Source organism: Geodermatophilus africanus (assembly GCF_900107105.1).
Lineage (GTDB): Bacteria > Actinomycetota > Actinomycetes > Mycobacteriales > Geodermatophilaceae > Geodermatophilus > Geodermatophilus africanus.
Map to the genome: position 1 here is coordinate 287,014 of NZ_FNOT01000003.1, position 22,968 is coordinate 309,981.

Annotated in this window: 15 protein-coding genes; 13 read left to right on the forward strand and 2 right to left on the reverse strand. The window is 75.0% G+C overall.

The genetic code is table 11. The annotated features are described in order from the left end of the window. Window positions 1-34: 34 nt before the first annotated feature. A complete protein-coding gene (locus BLW63_RS06690; protein WP_091153190.1) occupies window positions 35-2,104 on the reverse strand; it encodes an alpha-1,4-glucan--maltose-1-phosphate maltosyltransferase in 2,070 nt (689 codons plus the stop codon). Between the two features lie 179 nt (window positions 2,105-2,283). On the opposite strand from BLW63_RS06690, the gene glgP reads away from it, so the two are divergent. Together glgP and BLW63_RS06700 are read left to right on the forward strand one after the other, a co-directional pair. Continuing rightward, window positions 2,284-4,833 carry an alpha-glucan family phosphorylase gene (glgP, locus tag BLW63_RS06695; protein WP_091152771.1) on the forward strand — a complete coding sequence of 850 codons (2,550 nt, stop codon included), beginning with the start codon at window positions 2,284-2,286 and terminating at the stop codon, window positions 4,831-4,833. Window positions 4,834-5,009: 176 nt separating this feature from the next. Beyond that, window positions 5,010-5,987, forward strand: coding sequence for an FHA domain-containing protein (locus BLW63_RS06700; protein WP_091152774.1), 978 nt, complete (start codon window positions 5,010-5,012; stop codon window positions 5,985-5,987). 307 nt (window positions 5,988-6,294) lie between these two features. On the opposite strand, the gene glgX is transcribed toward BLW63_RS06700, so the two are convergent. Beyond that, the gene (gene glgX, locus BLW63_RS06705) at window positions 6,295-8,424 is read right to left on the reverse strand and encodes a glycogen debranching protein GlgX (protein WP_091152776.1); all 2,130 of its coding nucleotides are present in this window, start codon (window positions 8,422-8,424) and stop codon (window positions 6,295-6,297) included. A 77-nt stretch (window positions 8,425-8,501) separates the two neighbouring features. On the opposite strand from glgX, the gene BLW63_RS06710 reads away from it, so the two are divergent. From BLW63_RS06710 to ligA, 11 genes are all read left to right on the forward strand, one after another. Then, window positions 8,502-9,293 (forward strand): ABC transporter ATP-binding protein, encoded by a 792-nt coding sequence (locus tag BLW63_RS06710; protein ID WP_244522410.1) that lies wholly within the window; start codon window positions 8,502-8,504, stop codon window positions 9,291-9,293. Between the two features lie 140 nt (window positions 9,294-9,433). Beyond that, window positions 9,434-11,068 (forward strand): hypothetical protein, encoded by a 1,635-nt coding sequence (locus tag BLW63_RS06715; RefSeq protein ID WP_091152778.1) that lies wholly within the window; start codon window positions 9,434-9,436, stop codon window positions 11,066-11,068. Window positions 11,069-11,281: 213 nt separating this feature from the next. Beyond that, entirely contained in the window at window positions 11,282-12,910 is a 1,629-nt protein-coding gene (locus BLW63_RS06720; RefSeq protein WP_091152780.1) for a glycosyltransferase family 39 protein, read from the forward strand. Between the two features lie 156 nt (window positions 12,911-13,066). After that, on the forward strand, window positions 13,067-13,852 hold the full coding sequence (locus BLW63_RS06725; RefSeq protein WP_091152782.1) for an enoyl-CoA hydratase/isomerase family protein: 786 nt from the start codon (window positions 13,067-13,069) through the stop codon (window positions 13,850-13,852). A 130-nt stretch (window positions 13,853-13,982) separates the two neighbouring features. Then, window positions 13,983-14,762: an electron transfer flavoprotein subunit beta/FixA family protein gene (locus BLW63_RS06730; protein WP_091152784.1), complete on the forward strand. Its 780-nt coding sequence runs from the start codon at window positions 13,983-13,985 to the stop codon at window positions 14,760-14,762. A gap of 31 nt (window positions 14,763-14,793) precedes the next feature. Continuing rightward, entirely contained in the window at window positions 14,794-15,756 is a 963-nt protein-coding gene (locus BLW63_RS06735) for an electron transfer flavoprotein subunit alpha/FixB family protein (protein WP_091152786.1), read from the forward strand. A gap of 161 nt (window positions 15,757-15,917) precedes the next feature. Further along, window positions 15,918-17,312, forward strand: coding sequence for an MFS transporter (locus tag BLW63_RS06740; RefSeq protein ID WP_091152788.1), 1,395 nt, complete (start codon window positions 15,918-15,920; stop codon window positions 17,310-17,312). Beyond that, entirely contained in the window at window positions 17,309-18,514 is a 1,206-nt protein-coding gene (locus BLW63_RS06745; protein WP_091152791.1) for a cysteine desulfurase family protein, read from the forward strand. The genes BLW63_RS06740 and BLW63_RS06745 overlap by 4 nt, the downstream gene beginning before the upstream one ends. A gap of 2 nt (window positions 18,515-18,516) precedes the next feature. Then, window positions 18,517-19,590 (forward strand): tRNA 2-thiouridine(34) synthase MnmA, encoded by a 1,074-nt coding sequence (mnmA, locus tag BLW63_RS06750; RefSeq protein WP_091153193.1) that lies wholly within the window; start codon window positions 18,517-18,519, stop codon window positions 19,588-19,590. Between the two features lie 32 nt (window positions 19,591-19,622). Continuing rightward, a complete protein-coding gene (locus BLW63_RS06755) occupies window positions 19,623-20,690 on the forward strand; it encodes a methionine synthase (RefSeq protein WP_170856674.1) in 1,068 nt (355 codons plus the stop codon). Between the two features lie 109 nt (window positions 20,691-20,799). Further along, complete coding sequence (gene ligA / locus BLW63_RS06760) at window positions 20,800-22,950, forward strand: NAD-dependent DNA ligase LigA (RefSeq protein WP_091152794.1); 2,151 nt, start codon at window positions 20,800-20,802, stop codon at window positions 22,948-22,950. Window positions 22,951-22,968 lie beyond the last annotated feature (18 nt).

The following is a 22,968-nucleotide window of genomic DNA, read 5'->3' on the forward strand; positions in this document are numbered from 1 at the left end:
TCGGTTCTGCAGGGGGGAGCGGGGGAGGGGGTGTTCAGGCCACCGGCGGCGGTACCTGGACCTGCCGGTGGTGGGTGAGGGAGAAGACGTGCGCCGGCTCCCGGTAGGGGTCGAGCTCGACGTAGTTGAACTGGCCCCAGTCCCAGCTGTTGCCGGTCAGCTCGTCGGTGACGGTGAACCGCTCGTACCAATCCAGGCCCAGCGCCGGCAGGTTCAGGGACGTCGTCCCGATCTGGGTGTTGTGGCTGTCGAGGGCCACGACGACGAGGACGGCGTCCTGCGAGCCGGGGTCGGTCTTGGAGAAGCAGATGAGGTTCGGGTTGTCCACCGAGTGGAACCGCAGCGTGCGCAGCTGCTGCAGCGCCGGGTGGGCGCGGCGGATCTCGTTGAGCCGGCGCAGGTAGGGGACGAGACTGCGCCCGGAGGACTCGGCGGCGGCCCAGTCGCGTGGCCGCAGCTGGTACTTCTCGCTGTCGAGGTACTCCTCGCTGCCGGGGCGCACCGCGACGTGCTCGAAGAGCTCGAAGCCGGAGTAGACCCCCCACGTCGGGCTCATCATCGCCGCCAGGACGGCGCGGATCTTGAACATCGGCGGGCCGCCCAGCTGCAGCGACGCGTGCAGGATGTCCGGGGTGTTCACGAAGAAGTTCGGCCGCATGTAGTGGCAGTTGGCGGCCAGCTCGCTGCCGTAGTCCTCGAGCTCGCCGCGCGCGGTCCGCCACGTGAAGTACGTGTAGGACTGCGTGTACCCGATGCGGGCGAGCTGGTGCATCATCGCCGGCCGGGTGAAGGCCTCGGCGAGGAAGAGCACGTCGGGGTCGGTCTCCTTGACCGTCCAGATCAGCCAGTGCCAGAAGTTCAGGGGCTTGGTGTGCGGGTTGTCGACGCGGAAGATCCGCACCCCGGCGTCGATCCACACCCGGATCACCCGCAGGCACTCGGCGTAGATGCCCTCGGGGTCGTTGTCGAAGTTGATCGGGTAGATGTCCTGGTACTTCTTCGGCGGGTTCTCCGCGTAGGCGATGGTCCCGTCGGGCTTGGTGGTGAACCACTCCGGGTGCGCCTCCACCCAGGGGTGGTCGGGCGCGGCCTGCAGCGCGAAGTCCAGCGCGACCTCCATGCCCAGCTCGCGGGTTCGCGCGACGAAGGCCCTGAAGTCGTCCATGGTGCCCAGCTGCGGGTGGACGGCGTCGTGCCCGCCCTCGGCGCTGCCGATGGCCCACGGCGAGCCTGGGTCGTCGGGGCCGATCTCGTGGGGGTTGCCGCCGGGGTACTGCGCGGAGTTCGGGCCCTTGCGGTTGACCGCGCCGATCGGGTGGATCGGCGGCAGGTAGACGACGTCGAAACCCATGTCGGCGACGGCGGGCAGCCGCTCGGCGGAGGTCGCGAAGGTGCCGTGGGTGGCCTGCCCGTCGACCACCGGACCGGTGGAGCGGGGGAAGAACTCGTACCAGGAGCCGAACAGCGCGCGCGGGCGGTCGACCCACACCTCGTACTCCGGGCCCGGCGTGACCAGCTCGCGCACCGGGTGGTCGTGCAGGTGGTGCTGCAGCGCCTCGGCCAGGGCGGGGGCGACCCGGGCGGGCAGCTCGCGGGAGGTGTCCCGCAGCGCCGCGGCCGCGTCGGTCACCCGCTCCTTCCAGTCGCCGTCGGCCTCCGCGGCCACCCGGTCGAGCAGCCGGGCACCCTCCTCCAGGTCGTTGGCGAGCTCCTCGGGACCCTGGCCGGCCGCCATCTTCACCTCGACCGCGTGGTGCCAGGTCGCCAGCGGGTCGCTCCATGCCTCGACCCGGTAGGTCCACCGGCCCTCGCGGTCGGGGACGACGGTGGTCAGCCAGCGGTCCGGCTGGTCCCCGAAGCGCTCCATCCGGTGGAACGGCTGCGCGGCGCCGTCCCCACCGGGCGGCGTCCGAGTGGGACCGCCGCCTGCCTCCGTGGGCGGGGTCCAGACGACATTGGCCGCGACGGCGTCGTGGCCCTCGCGGAAGACCGTGGCGGTGATGGGCAGGTGCTCACCGACCACGGCGCGGGCGGAGAACGCGCCGCAGGACACGACGGGGGCGACATCGGTGATGCCGAGGCGGAGGTCAGCGCGGCCAGTCATCCGGTCCACGCTATCGAGGGCGTGTCGGGTGAGCACATCGGCCGCCGAGGCGTGCCGTTCGTGCTGCGGGACGGGCGGGACGGAGGGGTGACCGGGGCGTCGACTGGCCATGGCCCATCCTGGCGCGTGGGGCGCTGCACCGCTCCGGCGGCCCCAGTGACCGTCGCTAGTCTCGCCCCGTGCGCGCACTCCGTCGGTTCACCGTCCGGGCATCCCTCCCCGAGGAGCTGATGCCGCTGTCCCAGCTGGTGACCAACCTCCGCTGGTCCTGGCACCCCGAGACCCGTGACCTCTTCGAGGCCCTCGACCCGGAGCTGTGGCGGACCTGCAACGGTGACCCGGTGCAGGTGCTCGGCGAGGTGTCGGCCGAGCGGCTGGCCACGCTGGCGCGCGACCGCCGGTTCGTGCGCCGGCTGCAGGACGTCGTCGACGACCTCGAGGAGTACCTGTCCGCGCCGCACTGGTACCAGTCGCTGGGGGAGGGGGCGCCGGCCACGGTCGCCTACTTCTCCGCAGAGTTCGGCATCACCGAGGTGCTGCCGCAGTACTCCGGCGGCCTGGGCATCCTCGCCGGCGACCACCTCAAGGCCGCCTCCGACCTGGGCGTCCCGCTGGTCGGCGTGGGGCTGCTCTACCGGGCCGGCTACTTCGAGCAGGGGCTGTCGGCCGACGGCTGGCAGCTCGAGCACTACCCCTCGCTGGACCCGCACGGCCTGCCGCTGAAGCTGCTGCGCCAGCCCGACGGCACCGCCGTCGTCATCAGCGTCCCCCTGCCCGAGGGCCGCACGCTCTTCGCGCACGTCTGGCGGGCCCAGGTCGGCCGGGTCTCGCTGCTGCTGCTCGACAGCGACATCGAGGAGAACGCGCCGGCCGAGCGCGGCGTCACCGACCGGCTCTACGGCGGCGACGAGGACCACCGGCTGCGGCAGGAGATGCTGCTGGGCATCGGTGGCGTCCGGGCGCTGCGGGCGTACTGCCAGCTGACCGGGACGCCGGCGCCGGAGGTCTACCACGCCAACGAGGGGCACGCGGGCTTCCTCGGGATCGAGCGGATCCGTGAGCTCACCGAGTCGCACGGGCTGTCCTTCTCCGAGGCGCTGCAGGCGGTGCGCGCCGGCACGGTGTTCACGACGCACACGCCGGTGCCGGCCGGCATCGACCGCTTCCCGCGGGCGCTGATCGAGCGCTACTTCGCCGGCTTCGGCGTCCCGCTGGACCACCTCATCCCGCTGGGCGCCGAGGAGGACCCGGCGAAGTTCAACATGGCGTACATGGGCCTGCGGCTGGGCCAGCGCGCCAACGGCGTCAGCCGGCTGCACGGGCACGTCAGCCGGTCGATGTTCCGCGGCCTGTGGCCGGGCTTCGACGAGGGCGACGTGCCGATCAGCTCGATCACCAACGGCGTGCACGCCCCCACCTGGACCGCGCGGGAGCTGGTCGAGATGGGCACCCAGGTCACCAGCCAGGGCGATCCGGTCGACGTCCAGGGGCCGGTGCACTTCGACGGCGTGGACCGGATCCCGGCCGGTGAGCTGTGGAGCACCCGCCGGATGCTGCGCGGCCGGCTGGTGGAGGAGGTGCGCCGGCGGCTGCGCGACACCGCGCTCTCGCGGGGCGCCGCGGAGTCGGAGGTGGGCTGGACCGACAGCGCGTTCGACCCCGACGTCCTCACCATCGGCTTCGCCCGCCGGGTGCCGTCGTACAAGCGGCTGACCCTGATGCTGCGCGACCCCGAGCGGCTGCGCGCGCTGCTGCTGGACCCCGAACGACCGGTGCAGCTGGTCATCGCCGGCAAGAGCCACCCGGCCGACGACGGCGGCAAGCAGCTGATCCAGCAGATGGTGAAGTTCGCCGACGACCCCGAGATCCGGCACCGGATCGCCTTCCTGCCCGGATACGACATCGGCATGGCCCGCTACCTCTACTGGGGCTGCGACGTCTGGCTGAACAACCCGCTGCGCCCGCTGGAGGCGTGCGGCACCTCGGGCATGAAGGCCGCGCTCAACGGCGGGCTGAACCTCTCCATCCGCGACGGCTGGTGGGACGAGTGGTTCGACGGCCAGAACGGCTGGGCCATCCCGACCGCCGACGGCGTGGCCGACCCCGAGCGTCGCGACGACATCGAGGCGCGGGCCATCTACGACCTGCTCGGCAACCAGGTGCTGCCGCGCTTCTACGAGACCGACCGCGACGGCGTCCCCACCCGGTGGGTCGAGATGGTGCGGCACACGCTGCGCGAGACCGGCCCCAGGGTGCAGGCCACCCGGATGGTGCGCGACTACGTGCAGGAGCTGTACGTGCCCGCGGCCCGCTCGGCCCGGACGATGGCCGAGGGCGGCTACGCGCCGGCCCGCAGCGAGGCCGGGTGGCGCGCCCGGCTGCTCGACCGCTGGAGCACCGTGCGGGTCGCCCACGTGGAGGCGACCGGCGCCGGCGACACCCCGGAGATCGGCTCGACGCTGGCACTGCGCGCCGAGGTGGAGCTGCCGGGCCTCACGCCGTCCGACGTCGAGGTGCAGGCGGCCTACGGGCGGGTGGACGACGCCGACGGCCTGCACGAGGTCACCACGCTGCCGATGCGGCACGAGCACACCGAGGGGTCGCGACACTGGTTCAGCGCCACGCTGCCGCTGGAGCGCACCGGCGCCTTCGGGTACACGGTGCGCGTGCTGCCGCACTCGGAGCACCTGGCCGACCCGGCCGAGCTCGGGGTCGTCGCGAGCGCCTGAACGGCCTCCCTGCAGGGTCCCGCTGCGAGCCTGCGAGCACTCGGGGCAGGGAGGCCCTCGCTCACGGGTGACACACCTGCCCCGCCGGTCGCACCGGTCTCGCCCACCCGGGCGAGATCGGCGTGGCGGGGAGGACCGATCACCCAGCCGGGTGAGTCGCAACTAGGCTGGACGCCATGCCCGACCGCTGTGAAGTCCTGCCAGGCGACTCCGTCGTCGCCCGACGCGGAGGCGGCCTGCTGTGGGTCGACGCCCCCGGCTCGCCGGCCCTGGTCGCTGCGCTGCACGCCTGCCTGGGGGTGGCCGGCCCCGGCGCGGAGCGCGTGCTCGGCGCGGTCGCCGGTCAGGTCGCTCCGCTCGGCGGTGGCGCGGTGTCCTTCGCACTGGTCCTCGTCGACACCGCGGGCGGCTCGGGCACCGGCGTCGCGCTGTGGTGCGGCAAGGGCCAGCCCGCCGTGGACGGCGTCCCGGTGTCGGGCTCCTCGGTCGACGGCTGCACCCTCGCCAGCGGCTTCCAGCTGGGGCAGACGCTCTACGTCGGTCCCGGCCAGCCGGTGCCGAGCATGCCGCCGGGCGTGGCCTACGACCTGGTCGAGGGCACCGTGCCCGGCTCGGGCGCGATGCTGCAGCTGGCCGCGGTGGCCCACCCCTCGTCGGCCGCCGCCCCGCAGGCCGCGTCGTCGTCTCCCGCCGGCTCCGACGCCGGCTTCGGCAGCGCGGGCTCCTCGGGCTTCGGCGCGACGGCCGCCCCGTCCCGGCAGCACGAGGACGAGGGCGAGGCGACCGCCTTCTGGAAGCCCGACGCAGCGCCGGCCCCGGTGCTGCGCTTCGACGACGGTCTGGTCGTGACCGTCGACGAGGACCTGGTGCTCGGCCGCCGTCCGGACAACCACGAGCTGGTCACCGCGGGCTCGGCGCGGCCGGTGCCGATCGCCGACACCCAGAACGTGCTGTCCTCCGCGCACGCCGCGATCCAGCGCAGCGGCCGCGAGGTGTCGCTGGTCGACCTCGGCTCGCTCAACGGCACCCACGTCGCCGGCCCCGAGGCCACCGAGTGGACGCAGCTGGAGCCCGGCGTCGCCCACCCGCTCTCCGACGGCGACCGCCTGCTGCTCGGCTGGACGGTCATCACCTTCGAGCAGCAGCCCGACTGACGAAGGACCCCGTCCTCCCCACCCCTCGCAGGCTCGGGGCGGGACCCGGGACGGGGCCGGCGGGACCCTGCAGGGGGCCGGCACGAGAGCCCCGGTCCGTGCGGACCGGGGCTCTCGAGGTCTCGGGTGGGTGCACTCCCGCGCTGTTCTGCCCGCCCTCGCGCCGTCGCAGCAGCGCGGGAGCGACAGGAACGGCGCGAGGGCCGGGCGGGCGCACCACTGCCGGCGTTCCTCGCGCGCTGCCGGCGCTGCCGCACCCGCACGACGCGAGGAACCCCGGCAGAGCAGGCGGCGCCGGACCGCGGGGTCAGGGCCGGCGCAGGACCCGCAGCAGCCACACGCAGCGCGCCGGCACCTCGATCGGGCCGGGCGCGACCACGGTCGGCCGCGGCGGCGCGCCGGTGGCCCACTCCGTCGAGGCGGCGAACTCGTAGCCGTCGGCCCACGGGGCGCCGGGCAGGTGCACGGTGACCGGCTCCGCGCCGGCGTGCAGCTGCACCAGGTAGGAGTCGTCCTGCACCGGCCGGCCGCGCTGGTCGCGGTGCCGGATCCCGCGGCCGTCGAGGTACATCCCCACCGTCTGCAGGTCGTTGTCGAACCAGTCGCCGGTGTCCAGCTGCGCCCCGCCGGGGGCGAACCAGGCCAGGTCCCGGGTGCCGCCGGTGTCGGCGAGCTCGTGGCCCTCGAAGAACGCCTCCTGCCGCAGCACCGGCGACTCCCGGCGCAGCCGCAGCAGGCGGGCGACGAAGGTCCGCAGGTCCTCGTCGACCTCGGTCCAGTCCAGCCAGGAGATCTCGTTGTCCTGGCAGTAGGCGTTGTTGTTGCCGCCCTGGGTGCGGCCGAGTTCGTCGCCGGCGGTGAGCATCGGGACGCCGGTGGACAGCAGCAGCGTGGCCAGGTGGTTGCGCACCTGCCGGCGGCGGAGCTCGTTCACCTCCGGGTCGTCGGTGGGGCCCTCGACGCCGCAGTTCCAGTTCCGGTTGTGGCTCTCGCCGTCCCGGTTGTCCTCGCCGTTGGCCTCGTTGCGCTTGTGCTCGTAGGTGACCAGGTCGGCGAGGGGGAAGCCGTCGTGCGCGGTCACGAAGTTGACGCTGGCGAAGGGCCGCCGTCCGTCGGAGCGGTAGAGGTCCGAGGAGCCGGTCAGCCGATAGGCCAGGTCGCGCACCCCGACGCGGGCGCCGGACCAGACGTCGCGGACGGTGTCGCGGTAGCGGCCGTTCCACTCGGTCCACAGCGGCGGGAAGTTGCCCACCTGGTAGCCACCGGGACCGACGTCCCACGGCTCGGCGATGAGCTTGACCTGGCTGACCACCGGGTCCTGGTGGACGACGTCGAAGAACGCCGAGAGCCGGTCGACGTCGTGCAGCGAGCGGGCCAGCGCCGCGGCCAGGTCGAACCGGAAGCCGTCGACGTGCATCTCGGTGACCCAGTAGCGCAGCGAGTCCATGAGCAGCGCCAGCACCTGGGGACGGCGGACGTCGAGGGTGTTCCCGCAGCCGGTGTAGTCCTGGTAGCGCGACGGGTCGCCCTCGCGCAGCCGGTAGTAGCCGCCGTTGTCGATGCCCTTGAACGACAGCGTCGGGCCGGTGTGGTCGCCCTCGGCGGTGTGGTTGTAGACGACGTCGAGCACGACCTCGATGCCCGCGGCGTGCAGCGTCTTCACCATCGCCTTGAACTCGGTGACCTGCTGCCCGGCCGTGCCCGCGGAGCTGTAGGCCGCGTGCGGTGCGAAGTAGCCCAGCGTGTTGTAGCCCCAGTAGTTGGTCAGCCCGCGGCGGGGCAAGTGCGGCTCGCTGACGAACTGGTGCACCGGCAGCAGCTCGACGGCGGTCACGCCGAGGGACTGCAGGTGCTCGACGAACGCGGGGTGGGCCAGCCCGGCGTAGGTCCCGCGCAGCGCCGGCGGGACGTCGGGGTGGCGGATCGTCGCGCCCTTGACGTGCACCTCGTAGATGACCGTGTCCGACCAGGGGGTGGCGGGGGATCGGTCGCCGTCCCACGGGAAGGAGTCGCGGACGACGACCCCGCGCGGCACGTACGGCGCGGAGTCGCGCGGGTCGGGGCCCTCGCCGCCCTCGTACCGGAAGCCGAACAGCGCCGGGTGCAGCGACTGCTCGCCGTCGACCGCGCGGGCGTAGGGGTCCAGCAGCAGCTTGGCCGGGTTGTACCGCTGCCCGGAGCCGAGGTCCCAGCCGCCGTGCACGCGGTAGCCGTAGCGCTGGCCGGGACCGGTGCCGGGCAGCCGGCCGTGCCACACCTGGTGGGTGTTCTCCCGCAGCCGGTGGCGGTGCTCGGTGCCGTCCTCGTCGAACAGGCACAGGTCGACCGCGTGCGCGCCGGCCGACCACAGCGCGAAGTTGGTGCCGGTGCCGTCCCAGTGGGCGCCCAGCGGGGCAGATCGGCCGGGCCACACCTCGTACTCGTCCGGACTGCGCACGTCGGCGATCCTGTCAGCCCCGCCCGGCTCCGGGCCGCAGCGGCGCGGGACCCGGTGCGGGTTGGTTGGATGGGGTGGTGTCGAGCGATCCGGTCGTCGAGATGCAGGGTGTGGACGTCGTGCGCGGGGAGACGCACCTGCTGCGGGGGGTCGACTGGACGGTCGAGGCCGACCAGCGCTGGGTGGTCCTCGGACCCAACGGGGCGGGCAAGACGACGCTGCTGCAACTGGCCGCGGCGCAGATGCACCCCACCCGCGGCGAGGTCGCGCTACTCGGGGAGACCCTCGGCGCGGTCGACGTCTTCGAGCTGCGGCCGCGGATCGGGCTGACCAGTGCCGCGCTGGCCCAGCGCATCGAGCCTGGCGAGCGCACCGGCGACGTCGTCCTCTCCGCCGGGTACGCGGTCCTCGGCCGCTGGCGGGAGCGCTACGACGTCCACGACCTCACCCGGGCGGCGATGCTGATGCAGCAGTGGGGCGTGACCCCGATGGCGCACCGCCCCTTCGGGACGCTCAGCGAGGGGGAGCGCAAGCGGGTGCAGATCGCCCGTGCGCTGATGCCCGACCCGGAGCTGCTGCTGCTCGACGAGCCGGGCGCGGGCCTGGACCTCGGCGGCCGGGAGGACCTCGTCAGCCGGCTGACCGACCTCGCCCGGTACCGCTTCGCCCCGGCGCAGGTGCTGGTCACCCATCACGTCGAGGAGATCCCGCCCGGCTACACCCACGCGCTGCTGCTGCGCGGGGGAGCGGTCGTGACGGCCGGGCCGCTGGAGGAGGTGGTCACCCAGGAGGCGCTGTCGGAGACCTTCGGGCTGGCGCTGCAGGTGCAGCGCGACGACGGGCGCTGGACCGCCCGCCGGGCTGCCTGATGAAGGTCGAAGGACCCCCTGCCCCCCGCCACTCGCACGCTCGCGACGGGACCCTGCAGGGGGCCACCTCGCGAGCTCAGAGCGGGGCCGCGTCGGTCCGTCCGCGCCGCCGTCCCCCGCCCGCGGCGGTCGTGGCGGGGGTGGCCCTGGGGCTCGGGGTCGTCGTCCAGTTGCTGCCGCTGCTGCTGTTCCCCACGGTGCTCAGCCAGGACGGCCCGGCGCACGTGGCCGGTGCCTGGGTGCTGCTGAACGTGGGGGACGACGACGGGACCGGCGCCGTGCTGGCCGAGCACTACCGCATCGACCTGACGCCGGTGCCCAACATGCTGACCACGCTGCTGCTGGCCGGGTTGCTGCCGCTCGCCGGGCCGGACGGCGCGGAGCGGCTCCTGGTCGCCGGGCTGGTCCTCGGGCTGGTCGGCGCCACGGCCCGGGTGGTGCACGCCCTCGACCGCCGGGCCTGGTGGCTCGCCGCGGCGGCGCTGCCCCTCGCGGGCAGCAACCTGGTGGCCTACGGCTTCTACAACTTCGTGCTCGGGGTGATCGGGGCGCTGCTGGTCCTCGCGGTGGTGCTGCGCCGCCGGGACCGGTGGCCGGTCGCTGCGGCGGCGGGCCTGGCCGGGTTGCTGGTGCTGACCTGGAGCGCGCACCTGCTGCCGTGGGCGTTCGCGGCCGGCAGCACGCTGACGCTGGCGGGGGTCCGTGCCGCCGCGGCGGTCCGCGGCGGGCAGCCGGTGGCCGCGGCCGTCGGGCGGCACGCCCTACCGGTGCTGCTGGCCGTCCCGCCGTCCGCGGCGCTGACCGCCCGCTACCTGGCCACGGGGGAGGGCCCGCCGGCCGAGGGCGAGGTCGTGCCGTCGACCCAGCGGCTCCAGGAGCTCGTCACCGGGCTGCGGCCGTTCGTCACCGGCTGGGGCGACGAGCGGCTGCCGGCGCTGCTCACCGTGGTCGTGCTCGCCGTCCTCGCCGTCGCGGCGCTGCGGCGGGCCCGTCCGGAGGACCCCGGGCCAGGACCGGAACGGCTCGGGCTCGGGCTGCTGCTCGTCGGCGCCACGGCGGCCTACTGGCTGACGCCGGACCGGCTGGGCGCGGACTTCGGCTTCCTCGCCGCCCGGCTGGCCTGGTTCCCGCCGCTGCTGGTGGTGCTGTGGGTGGCCACCCGCGCCCCGGGGCCGCGCGTCGGCGCCGCAGCGACCATGGTCCTGGTCGCCGCCGCCTCGGCCGCCGCGGTCGCCCGGCTGCCCGCCCAGTCGGCCGCCGCCGACGAGGTGGCCGAGCTGCTGGCGCTGGCCGACCGGATCCCGCCCGGCTCGACGATCGCGGTCCTGCAGTACGACCGGTCGGTGGTCTGGCCCGCGACGGGGTCCCCTGACCCGCTGCGCCACGAGTCGAGCCGGCTGGCGGTCCGCGCCGGAGGGGTCGACGTCGGCCACTACGAGGCGGTGCACGACTACTTCCAGGTGCGCTTCGCCGGGCCGTCGCACCTGCGCGAGCGGCTGGACACCGACCCGCTGCTGGGCGGGCTCGAGCGCGTCCCGCCGGCGGTCGACCTGGCCGCGGTGCGGGGCGACCTCGACGCCGTGGTGGTGCTGGGTCTGGACCGGGCGGACGCCGGGGTGCGGCGGCACGACCGCACCCGGGCCGTCACCGCAGAGCTGTCGGCCCACTACACAGAGGTGGCGACCTCGCCGACCGGCCTCGGGGTGCTGTGGCGCGCCGGCGCGGCGCCTGGTCACACTGCGGGCGGTGGCAGCGCGGCCGCCCCGACGGGCTGACCCCGGGTTCCGCTCCAGGAGCACCGGGGTACTCCCGTCCCGTCGTCTCACACCGACCGGCGCGGTGTCCCCAGGACCGGGGACGCCGGGAGAGCTACGGAGGACGCGTGCGCAGGCCAGTGCCGGGGACCGGCTCCACCGTCGACGTCGGAGCGGGGCACCCGGGGTCCGCCGCGTCCGGAGCCCCCGGTCAGCCGTCCCGCCGCCGTACGCGTGCTGCCTAGGCTCGGCGGCACGCAGGCCGCTCCCACCGCCCCGGCTCCGGTCCGCCCGGCCCGGCGCCCGAGTCCGTGGACCCGCCTCGGCGAGCGCCCCGGCCGGCCGTGGCCGGTCGTCGTCCTGGCGGTCCTGCTCGCCGGCCTGGTCGCCGTCGGGGTGGTCGCCCGCTTCGTCGCGCCGCCGGAGCTCTGGCTCGACGAGGCGCAGAGCGTCGCGATCGCCCGCCTGCCGCTGCCGGAGCTCCTCGATGCCCTGGAGCAGGACGGCTCGCCGCCGCTGTACTACCTGCTCCTGCACGGCTGGACGGCGCTGTTCGGCACGAGCGCCACCGCCGTGCGCGCCCTGTCGGCGGTCATCAGCGTCCTGACGCTGCCGCTGGCGTGGCACCTCGCCCGCCGGCTGGCCGGCCGCCGCTCGGCAGCCGCGCTGATCGTGCTGCTGGCGACCTCGCCCTTCCTGATCCGCTACGCCAGCGAGGCGCGGATGTACGCGCTCATGGTGCTGCTGACCGTGCTCGGCGTCGGCGCGGGCGCCGCGGCTGTGCGCCGGCCCGGCGCCGGGCCGGTACTCGGCTTCGGCGCGGTCACCGGCGCCCTGCTGCTCACCCACGTCTGGGCCTTTCACGTCGTCGCGGTCACCGGGGTGCTCGCGCTCGCGGCGCTGCCCTTTCGCCGCGGTCCGGCGCTGCGCGTGCTCGCCGGGCTGGCTGTGGGCGGGCTGCTGTACAGCCCCTGGCTGCTGTCGTTCCTCGTCCAGCTCGCCCACACGGGGACGCCGTGGGCAGTACCGCCCGGCTACGCCGCGCTGCCCCTCGCGCTGGAGGCGTGGCAGGGCGGGGGCCAGGTGCGCGCCCACGTCCTCGGGACGACGCTGCTGCTGCTCGCCGCCGTCGGGCTGCTCGCCGCGGCCGCCACGCGGCGCGCCGGCGAGCGCACCGTGGTGCTGTCCCTGCAGCCGCGCCGCTCGCGCCTGGTGCTACTGGCCCTGTCGCTGGGCGTGCTGCTGGTGGCCGGCGAGGTCAGCCGGCTGACGGGCACCGCGGTCCACGACCGCTACACCAGCGTCGCGGTGTCCGCCTTCCTGGCGCTGGCCGCCCTGGGCGTGGCCGCCCTGCCGGGGACCGGCGTCCGCGCCGCCGTGCTGGTGGCCGTCGCCGGCCTGGGCCTGGCCACCGAGCTGCCCGAGGTGGCGGAGCCCCGCACACAGGCGGGTGAGGTGGCCCGGGCCCTGGCCGACGCGGCCCCCGGCGACGTCGTCGTCTTCTGCCCCGACCAGCTCGGGCCGGCGGTGACCCGGCTGGTGCCTCCGGAGCGGGGCCTCGACCTCGTCGCCTTCCCCGACCTGGGCCCGGCCGACCGGGTCGATTGGACCGACTACGAGGCCCGCATGGAGAGCACGCCGTCGGCGGCCGTCGCGGCCGACGTGCTCCAGCGGGCCGGCGACGGGTCGGCCGTGTGGGTGGTCAGCGGGCCCGGCTACCGCGTGCCGTCGACGCAGCAGTGCGGCGACCTGGTCGGCGCCCTCGAGGCCGCCCGCGGGACCGCCGAGCTCGTCGTCGCGCCCGACCGCGTCATCCCGGAGGACAGCCGGCTGCACCGTCTGCCGCCGGTCGCCGTCCCCTGAAGGAGGACCACCCTTCCCCCCACACCTCGCAGGCTCGGCGCGGGTCGCGGGGTCGCGGGTCGCGGGACGGGGCTTGCGGTGCCCGGGCCGGCCACACCCGCGGTGGCCGGCTGGTTAGGGTGCCGACGACGACGTCGTCCACCGCCAGGAGGTCCCGTGGCAGAGCCGGAGTTCGTGACGCTGCAGGTCGAGGACGGGGTGGGGACCATCCGCCTCGACCGGCCGAAGATGAACGCGATCGACGAGCAGCTGCACATGGAGGTGCGCGCTGCGGCACTGGAGGCCGGCAACCGCGAGGACGTGCGGGCCGTCGTCGTCTACGGCGGGGAGCGCGTCTTCGCCGCCGGCGCCGACATCAAGGCGATGTCCCGGCTCGACGGCCGCAGCATGGTGGCCTGGGGCCAGGAACTCACGAACTCCTTCACGGCGGTGCAGGAGATCCCCAAGCCGGTCATCGCGGCCATCACCGGCTACGCCCTCGGCGGCGGCTACGAGCTGGCCCTGTGCGCCGACTTCCGCGTCATGGGAGCGGGCGCGAAGGTCGGCCAGCCGGAGATCCTGCTCGGCGTCATCCCCGGTGCCGGCGGCACCCAGCGGCTGGCCCGCCTGGTGGGCCCGGCCAAGGCCAAGGACCTCGTCTTCACCGGCCGGCACGTCGGCGCCGAGGAGGCCCTGGAGATCGGGCTGGCCGACGCCGTCGTCCCCGACGCCGAGGTGTACGAGACCGCCGTCGCCATGGCCCGCAAGTTCGCGGCCGGCCCGCCGCTGGCGCTGGCCGCCGCCAAGAAGGCCATCGACGAGGGGCTGGACCGGCCGCTGCGCGAGGGCCTGACCCTGGAGAGCCGGCTGTTCGCCGAGCTGTTCGACACCGAGGACCAGGCGACCGGCATGCGCTCGTTCCTCGAGAACGGGCCGGGCAAGGCCACCTTCACCGGGCGCTGAGGGCGGCACGGTCCGGGTGACCCAGGTCACCCGGACCCCCGGCGGGCGCCCCGTTACCCGGCGGTAACCTCGACCATCGGAGCAGGCGGGCGATGGCCCGCGCCCCTAGCCGCGCGGAGGTTGGTTGACGATGGACATCGTCGTTCTGGTCAAGCAGGTGCCCGATTCCGGGAGCGAGCGCAACCTGGACCCGGCGGACAACACCGTCGCCCGGGGGAGCGCGGACAACGTCGTCAACGAGATCGACGAGTACGCCATCGAGGAGGCCCTCGTCCTCAAGGAGGCCCACGGCGGCGAGGTCACCGTGCTCACCGTCGGGCCGGACTCGGCCGCCGACGCGATCCGCAAGGCCCTGTCCATGGGCGCGGACAGGGCCGTGCACGTGGTGGACGACGCCATGCACGGCGCCTGCGCCCCGCAGACGAGCGCGGTCCTGGCCGCGGCGTTGCAGCAGATGTCCTTCGACATCGTGCTGTGCGGGGCGGAGTCCACCGACGGCCAGCTGTCGGTGATGCCGGCGCTGCTGGCCGAGCGGCTGGGCATCCCGCAGCTGTCGGGCGCGCGCAAGCTCACCGTCGAGGGCGGCGTGGCCCGGGTGGAGCGGCAGACCGACGGCGGCTACTGGGCGCTGGAGGCGCCGCTGCCGGCGATCGTGTCGACCTGGGACACCATCAACGAGCCGCGCTATCCCTCCTTCAAGGGGATCATGGCCGCCAAGAAGAAGCCGGTGGAGAAGAAATCGCTGGCCGACCTCGGCGTCGACCCGTCCACCGTGGGCCTGGCGACGGCGACCAGCCAGGTGCTCGACTTCGCCGGCCGCCCGCCCAAGGGCGCCGGTGTCAAGGTCAACGACGAGGGCGACGGTGCGGCGAAGCTGGTCGACTTCCTGGCCGTCCAGAAGATCGTCTGACCCGGATCGAAGCGCAGGAGGAGACACAGTCATGGCAGAGGTGCTGGTCCTCGTCGAGCTCAACCCCGCCGGTGAGGGCGTCCGCAAGACCACGCTGGAGGCGCTGACCGCCGCCCGCGCGCTCGGCGAGCCCGCCGCGGTCGTCGTCGGCGCCCCCGGCTCGGCCGCGGCCGCCAAGGCGCAGCTGGCCGAGTACGGCGCGCAGAAGGTCTACGTCGCCGAGTCCGAGGAGGTCGACCAGTTCCTGGTCGCCCCCAAGGCCGAGGTGCTCGCCCAGCTGGTGGCAGAGAAGTCCCCCGCCGCGGTGGTCATCCCCTCCTCTCCGGAGGGCAAGGAGATCGCCGGCCGGCTGGCCATCAAGACCGGCAGCGGCTTCCTCACCGACGTCACCGAGATCGCCGGTGACGGCACCGCCACCCAGGTCGCGTTCGCCGGGGCGACGATCGTGCACTCCAAGGTCACCGTCGGCACCCCGATCTACACGGTGCGCGGCAACTCGGTCACCCCCGAGCCGGCCCCCGGCGCGGCCGAGGAGGAGCAGGTGGCGGTGCAGCTGTCCGACGCCGCCCGGGCCACCCGCGTGCTCGACCGGGTCGTGGAGCAGAAGTCCTCCCGCCCGGAGCTCACCGAGGCCTCGATCGTCGTCTCCGGCGGTCGCGGCGTGGCCTCGGCGGAGAACTTCTCCATCATCGAGGCGCTCGCCGACTCCCTCGGGGCGGCGGTCGGCGCCTCGCGGGCCGCGGTCGACTCCGGCTACTACCCGCACACCTTCCAGGTGGGGCAGACCGGCAAGACCGTCAGCCCGCAGCTGTACATCGCCGTCGGCATCTCCGGTGCCATCCAGCACCGGGCCGGCATGCAGACCAGCAAGACCATCGTCGCGGTCAACAAGGACCCCGAGGCCCCGATCTTCGAGCTGGCCGACTTCGGCGTCGTCGGCGACCTCAACACCGTCGTCCCGCAGGCGACCGAGGCCATCACCGCCCGCAAATAAAGGACCTCGCTGCCCCCCACGCCTCGCTGACGCTCGGCGCGGGCCCCTGCAGCGAGGCCGTTCCAGTAGGTCGCCATGTCGAGCGCCGGTCCCGTTGGGGCCGGCGCTCGACGCGTCTGTCGGCCGGGAAGTGTCCGGGCGACGAGCGGGTTGGCGCAGAGGTGGACGGGAGCGCGGTGCCGGGGATCCTCGACCAGGCGCACCGGCGGACGACCGCGGGCCTGCTCATGCTCGTCACCTTCATCGCGTTCGAGGCCATGGCCGTCGGGACGGCGATGCCCACGGCCGTCGCCGAGCTCGACGGGCTGGCGTGGTACGGCTGGCCGTTCAGCGCCTTCCTCGTGGCGTCGGTCGTCGGCATGGTCGTCGGCGGGGACGCCGGCGACCGCCGGGGTCCGCGGGTCGCGCTGCCCTGGGGGGTCGCGGCCTTCGCCGCGGGGCTGCTGGTCGCCGGGCTGTCCGGGGGCATGGCGGTGTTCGTCGCCGGCCGGGCCATGCAGGGGCTCGGGGCCGGCGTCATGGTGGTCCTGCTCTACGTCATCGCGGGCCAGGCCTACGACGCCGCGCTGCGGCCCCGGCTGTTCGGCGCGATCTCCGCAGCGTGGGTGCTGCCGGCGCTGGTGGGCCCGGTCCTGGCCGGGCTGGTCACCACGCACGCCAGCTGGCGGCTGGTCTTCCTCGGCCTGCTGCCGGTGATCGTCCTCGGCACCCTCCTGGTGCTCTCGGCCTGCCGGTCGCTGACCGCGCCCGACTCCCCGCCCCCCGCGGCCCGGGGACGGCGGTGGTCGGCGGTGCTCGCCGGCCTCGGCATCGCGGCGCTGCAGTACGCCGGGCAGCGACTGGACCTCCTGGCGGTGCCCGTGGCCGTCGTCGGCGCCGGTGCCCTGCTCGCCGGCCTGCGCCCGCTGCTGCCGCGCGGCACCGTCCGCGTCGCGCGCGGGCTGCCTGCGGTGGTCGCCTCCCGCGGACTCCTGGCCGGGGCGTTCTTCGGGATGGACGCGCTCATCCCGCTGCTGCTGACCACCGTCCACGGCTACAGCCCGACCGCGGCCGGCCTGCCGCTGACCGCCGGTGCGGTGGGTTGGGCGCTGGCCTCGCAGCTGCAGGGCCGCTTCCCCGGTGTGCCGCGGGAACGGCTGCTGCGCCTCGGCTTCGTGCTGCTCGCCGCTGGCCTGGCCGCGACCGTGCTGGCCGCGCTCCCCGGGACGGGCGGCTGGCCGGCCTACCTGACCTGGGCGGTCGCCGGCCTGGGCATGGGGTTCGGCATGCCCAGCGTCGGGGTGCTGCTGCTGGAGCAGTCACCCGAGCACCGCAGGGGTGCGGACTCGGCTGCGCTGCAGATCTCCGACGTCACCATGTCGGCGCTGTGCATCGGTCTGGCCGGCGTCCTCGTCGCGGCGGCCACGGAGGGGCTGCTCGGCCTGCCCGTGGCGGTGGCCGTGTCGATCGCCGTGTGCACCGCCCTCGCGCTGGTGGGTGCCCGGCTGGCCGGGCGGGCGGCTGCTCCGCCGCGGGAGGCGGTCCCAGGCGCCGGGACTACCCTGGCGGCGTCATGAGCAGCTCGCAGGCGGTCTACCTCGACCACGCGGCCACGACGCCGCTGCTGTCCGAGGTCCTGGCCGCGATGACCGGCCAGCTGGGGCGGGTGGGCAACGCCTCCTCGCTGCACGCCAGCGGCCGGGCCGCCCGCCGGGTCGCCGAGCAGTCCCGCGAACGGCTGGCCGAGGCGCTGGGCGCCCGCCCGTCCGAGGTGCTGTTCACCGGTGGCGGCACCGAGAGCGACAACCTCGCCGTCAAGGGCCTGTTCTGGGCCCGGCGCGACGCCGACTCCCGCCGCCGGCGGATCGTGGTCAGCCCCGCCGAGCACCACGCGGTGCTCGACAGCGTCGAGTGGCTGGCCAAGCACGACGGCGCCGACGTCACCTGGCTGCCCGTCGAGCCGACCGGGCGGATCACGCCCGGTGCGCTGCGCGCGGCGCTCGGCTCCGGTGAGGACGTCGCCCTGGCCAGCGTCATGTGGGCCAACAACGAGATCGGCACGGTCAGCGACCTGGCCGCGCTCGCCGACGTCGCGCACGCCGTCGACGCCCCGCTGCACACCGACGCCGTCCAGGCGGTCGGGCAGGTGCCGGTCGACTTCGCCGCCAGCGGTGTCGACGCGCTCACCATGACCGGGCACAAGCTGGGCGGGCCGATGGGCGCCGGTGTCCTGCTGCTGCGCCGCGAGGCCGAGTGCACGCCGCTGCTGCACGGCGGCGGCCAGGAGCGCGACGTGCGCTCCGGCACCCTCGACGTCGCGGCGATCGTGGGGCTGCAGGTCGCCACCACCGTCGCCGTCACCGAGCGGGAGGACCGCGCCGACCGGCTGGCTTCGCTGCGCGACCGGCTGGTGGCCGGGGTGGTGGCGCAGGTGCCCGACGCCCAGCTCAACGGCGCGCCGCTGGACGACGTCGTCGCAGGCGGGCCGGGGCGGCTGCCCGGCAACGCGCACCTGTCCTTCCCCGGCGCCGAGGGCGACGCGCTGCTGATGCTGCTCGACGCCCGGGGGGTGGAGTGCTCCACGGGGTCGGCCTGCAGCGCGGGCGTGGCCCGGCCCAGCCACGTGCTGCTGGCCACCGGCGCCGATCCCGACCGGGCGCGCAGCTCGCTGCGGTTCAGCCTCGGGCACACCTCGACCGACGACGACGTCGACGCCGTCCTCGACGTGATCGGCCCGGTCGTGGAGCGGGCCCGCCGGGCCGGGATGGGACGGCGGTGACCATGCGCGTGCTCGCCGCGATGAGCGGGGGCGTGGACTCCGCCGTCGCCGCCGCGCTGGCCGTCGACGCCGGGCACGACGTCACCGGCGTCCACCTCGCGCTCTCGCCGGACCGGCAGACCCTGCGCAGCGGCGCCCGGGGGTGCTGCAGCGTCGAGGACGCGCACGACGCCCGCCGGGTCGCCGACGAGCTGGGCATCCCGTTCTACGTCTGGGACCTCGCCGAGCGGTTCACCGAGGACGTCGTCGAGGACTTCGTCGCCGAGTACGCCGCCGGCCGCACGCCCAACCCCTGCCTGCGGTGCAACGAGAAGATCAAGTTCTCGGCAGTGCTGGACCGGGCGCAGGCGCTCGGCTTCGACGCCGTCGTCACCGGGCACCACGCCCGGCTCGCCGGCGGGCAGCTGCGGCGGTCGGTGGACGCGGCCAAGGACCAGTCCTACGTGCTCGCCGTCCTCACCGCGGGCCAGCTCGGCGGGGCGGTCTTCCCGCTCGGCTCGATGACCAAGCAGCGGGTTCGTGAGATCGCCGCCGAGCGCGGGTTCGCCGTGGCCACCAAGGCCGACTCGCACGACATCTGCTTCATCCCGGACGGCGACACGCGCGGCTTCCTCGCCCGGCGGCTCGGCGAGCAACCCGGCCGGGTCGTGGACGCCGCCACCGGCGCGACGGTGGGGGAGCACACGGGCGCCTACGGCTTCACGGTCGGCCAGCGCCGGGGGCTCGGCGTCGCCGTGGGCGACTCCCGGCCGCGTTACGTGCTCGGCATCGAGCCGGTGAGCCGCACGGTGACCGTCGGGACCGCCGACCTCGCCGGGGTGACCGAGGTCCGCACCGCCCCGCCGACTTGGACGGGCGCCGCACCGGCGCTGCCGATCCCCGCGGAGGTCCAGCTGCGGGCGCACGGCACACCGGTCGCGTGCGAGGTGACCGCGGGGGACGACGGGGGCCTGCGGGTGCTGTTGGGCACCGCGCAGCGCGGCGTCGCGCCCGGGCAGTCGGCGGTGCTGTACGCCCCGGACGCCGAGCGCGGCGACCTGGTCCTCGGCCAGGGCACGGTCCTCGCCACCGCCTGAACGCCGCGCTGACGAGGACTACCGTCGCCGCCGTGGCCCCGCTCGACCCCGTCTCTCCGACCGATCCCGACGTCCCGTCCGACCTCGCCGGAACACCGGAGGCCCGCGCGGAGGAGCCCGCGCGCCCGTCGTGGGGCCCGGCCACCGGGGTCGGCTCGCTGCCCGGAGCCGACCCGGTCGAGGCGCTGCGGGTGGTCACCGGCGAGCTGCCGGAGTTCGCGCACCTGCCCGAGCTGCCCGGCCGAGGTCCCGGCGCGGACCTCGTCGGGCGCAGCGCCGCGCTGCTCGTGGACCTCGCCGTCGAGCTGTCGCCGGCCGGCTGGCGGCTGGTGCCTCGGTCCGGCATCGACCAGCGCCGCGCCGAGGAACTCCTGGCCCGCGACCTCGACGCGCTCCACGACGTCGCCGAGGCCTACACCGGCCCGTTCAAGGTCCAGGCGGCCGGCCCGTGGACGCTGGCCGCCGGTCTCGAGCGCACGCGCGGCGACCGCGCCGTCGTCGACCCCGGAGCCCGCCGCGACCTGGCGCAGTCGCTCGCCGAGGGCATCGCCGCGCACGTCGCCGCCGTCGCCGCGCGGGTCCCCGGGGCGCAGGTGGTCGTGCAGCTGGACGAGCCGTCGCTGCCCGCCGTCCTCGCCGGGGGGTTGCCGACCGCGAGCGGTTTCGGCAGGCTGCCCGCCGTCGAGGCGCCGGTGGTGGAGCAGGAGCTCGCCGCCGTCGTCGGCGCGCTGCCCGGGCCGGTGGTGGTGCACTGCTGCGCGGACCGGGCGCCGCTGGCGCTGTTCCGCGCCGCCGGAGCGGACGCCGTCTCCTTCGACCTCGGCCTGGTGCAGGACCTCGACGCGCTCGGCGCCGCCGTGGAGGCCGGCACCCACCTGTTCCCCGGCGTCGTCCCCGGCACCGACGGCCCGCTGCCCGCTCCGAAGGCGACGGCGTCCCGACTGCGGGCCTGGTGGCGCGAGCTCGGCTTCCCCGCCGAACACCTGCACGAGGCGGTCACGCTCACCCCGTCGTGCGGGCTGGCCGGCGCGACGCCCGGCTACGCGCGCCGGGCCATGACCCACGTCCGGGAGGCTGCGAAGTACCTGCTGCCCGAGTGAGAAGGACCGCGTCCTCCCCACCCCTCGCACGCTCGGGGCGCTGCCCGAGTGACGTACACGGCCGGGTGACCACGGGTGCACCGTCGGACCCGCCGGATACCGTTCCGGCGTGACCACCGACGCCGAGCTGGACGAGCCGCAGGTCGAGGCCCCGACCGAGCGGGAGGACCTCACCGAGGTCCCCGACGACGCGCGGACCCGGCACCGCGACCTGTCCGAGGAGCTCGACCGCTACGCGTTCGCCTACTACGTGCAGGACGCGCCGTTGGTCAGCGACGGCCAGTACGACGAGCTCATGGGCGAGCTGAAGGTGATCGAGGCCGCCCACCCGGCTCTCGTCACGCCCGACTCGCCGAGCCAGAAGGTCAACGGCGGCTTCACCGCGACCTTCTCCCCGGTCCGGCACCTGGAGCGGATGCAGAGCCTGGACAACGCGTTCTCCGGCGACGAGCTCTCCGCGTGGGCCGCCCGCGTCGAGCGCGAGGTCGGCACGGCCGCTGTCTACCTCTGCGAGCTCAAGGTCGACGGCGTCGCGGTCGACCTGGTCTACGAGCGCGGCCGGCTGGTGCGCGCGGCCACCCGGGGGGACGGCGTCACGGGGGAGGACGTCACCGCCAACGTGCGCACGATGGACGACGTCCCGCAGCAGCTCGCCGGGGACGACGTTCCGCCGCTGCTCGAGGTCCGCGGCGAGATCTACTTCCCGATCACCGGCTTCGCCGACGTCAACGCCGGCATGGTGGAGCAGGGCAAGGCGCCGTTCGCCAACCCGCGCAACGCGGCCGCGGGCTCGCTGCGGCAGAAGGACCCGCGGGTCACCGCCTCCCGGCCGCTCCGCCTGGTCGTGCACGGCCTCGGCGCCCGCGAGGGGTTCACGCCCGAGCGGCAGTCGCAGGCATACACGCGGCTGCGCGAGCTGGGGCTGCCGGTGAGCGACCGGTTCGAGGTGCTCGACGACCTCGAGGGCGTGTGGGCCTACATCGAGCGCTACCGCGAGCAGCGGCACTCGGTGGAGCACGAGATCGACGGCGTGGTGGTCAAGGTCGACCAGGTGGCGCTGCAGCGGCGGCTGGGGTCGACCTCGCGGGCGCCGCGGTGGGCGATCGCGTTCAAGTACCCGCCGGAGGAGGCCACCACCAAGCTGCTGGACATCCGGGTCAACGTGGGGCGCACCGGGCGGGTGACGCCGTTCGCGTACATGGAGCCGGTGAAGGTCGCCGGGTCGACGGTGCAGCTGGCGACGCTGCACAACGCCAGTGAGGTCAGGCGCAAGGGCGTGCTGATCGGCGACACCGTGGTCATCCGGAAGGCCGGCGACGTGATCCCCGAGGTGCTCGGCCCCGTCGTCGCCGCGCGCACCGGCGACGAGCGCGAGTTCGAGATGCCCACGCACTGCCCGGAGTGCGGCACGGAACTCCGCCCGGAGAAGGAGGGCGACGCCGACATCCGCTGCCCCAACGCCCGGTCCTGCCCGGCGCAGCTGCGGGAGCGCGTGTTCCACGTCGCCGGCCGCGGTGCCTTCGACATCGAGAACCTCGGTTACGAGGCGGCGATCGCGCTGCTGCAGAGCGGCCTGCTCCAGGACGAGGGCGACCTGTTCTTCCTCGACGAGGCGGCGCTGTGCCGCACCGCGTTCTTCACCAGGAAGGACGGCGCCCTCTCCGCCAACGGGCAGAAGCTGCTCGCCAACCTGCAGATCCGCAAGGACGTGCCGCTGTGGCGGGTGCTCGTCGCGCTCTCCATCCGGCACGTCGGGCCGACGGCGGCCCAGGCGCTCGCCCGCGACTTCCGCTCGCTGGACCGCATCGCCGAGGCGTCCGAGGAGGAGCTCGCCGCGGCCGATGGGGTGGGGCCGACCATCGCCCGGTCGGTCAGGGACTGGTTCGCCGTCGACTGGCACCGCGAGGTGGTCGAGAAGTGGCGGGCCGCCGGGGTGCGGATGGCCGACGAGGGTGAGGGTGCCGGGCCCGGGCCGCTCACCGGCGTCACCGTCGTCGTCACCGGCTCGCTGCGGGACCTCAGCCGCGACCAGGCGGTCGCCGCGATCCAGGAGCGGGGCGGCAAGGTGACCGGCTCGGTGAGCAAGAAGACGGGCTTCGTCGTCGTCGGCGCCGACCCGGGGAGCAAGTACGACAAGGCGGTGCAGGTGAAGGCACCGATCCTCGACGACGACGGCTTCCGGGTGCTGCTGGAGGAGGGACCCGACGCGGCCCGCGCGGTCGCCACCGTCGGCGACGGCAGCGAGCCGCCGGCGGAGTGAGTTCCGCGCGCCGGGCCG

What these genes read in the sequence shown, in the direction of transcription:
- BLW63_RS06690 (WP_091153190.1), bottom strand. Translation starts at nt 2,104, where the DNA reads ATGACTGGCCGCGCTGACCTCCGCCTCGGCATCACCGATGTCGCCCCC.
- BLW63_RS06700 (WP_091152774.1), top strand. Translation starts at nt 5,010, where the DNA reads ATGCCCGACCGCTGTGAAGTCCTGCCAGGCGACTCCGTCGTCGCCCGA.
- BLW63_RS06730 (WP_091152784.1), top strand. Translation starts at nt 13,983, where the DNA reads ATGGACATCGTCGTTCTGGTCAAGCAGGTGCCCGATTCCGGGAGCGAG.
- BLW63_RS06735 (WP_091152786.1), top strand. Translation starts at nt 14,794, where the DNA reads ATGGCAGAGGTGCTGGTCCTCGTCGAGCTCAACCCCGCCGGTGAGGGC.
- BLW63_RS06745 (WP_091152791.1), top strand. Translation starts at nt 17,309, where the DNA reads ATGAGCAGCTCGCAGGCGGTCTACCTCGACCACGCGGCCACGACGCCG.
- mnmA (WP_091153193.1), top strand. Translation starts at nt 18,517, where the DNA reads ATGCGCGTGCTCGCCGCGATGAGCGGGGGCGTGGACTCCGCCGTCGCC.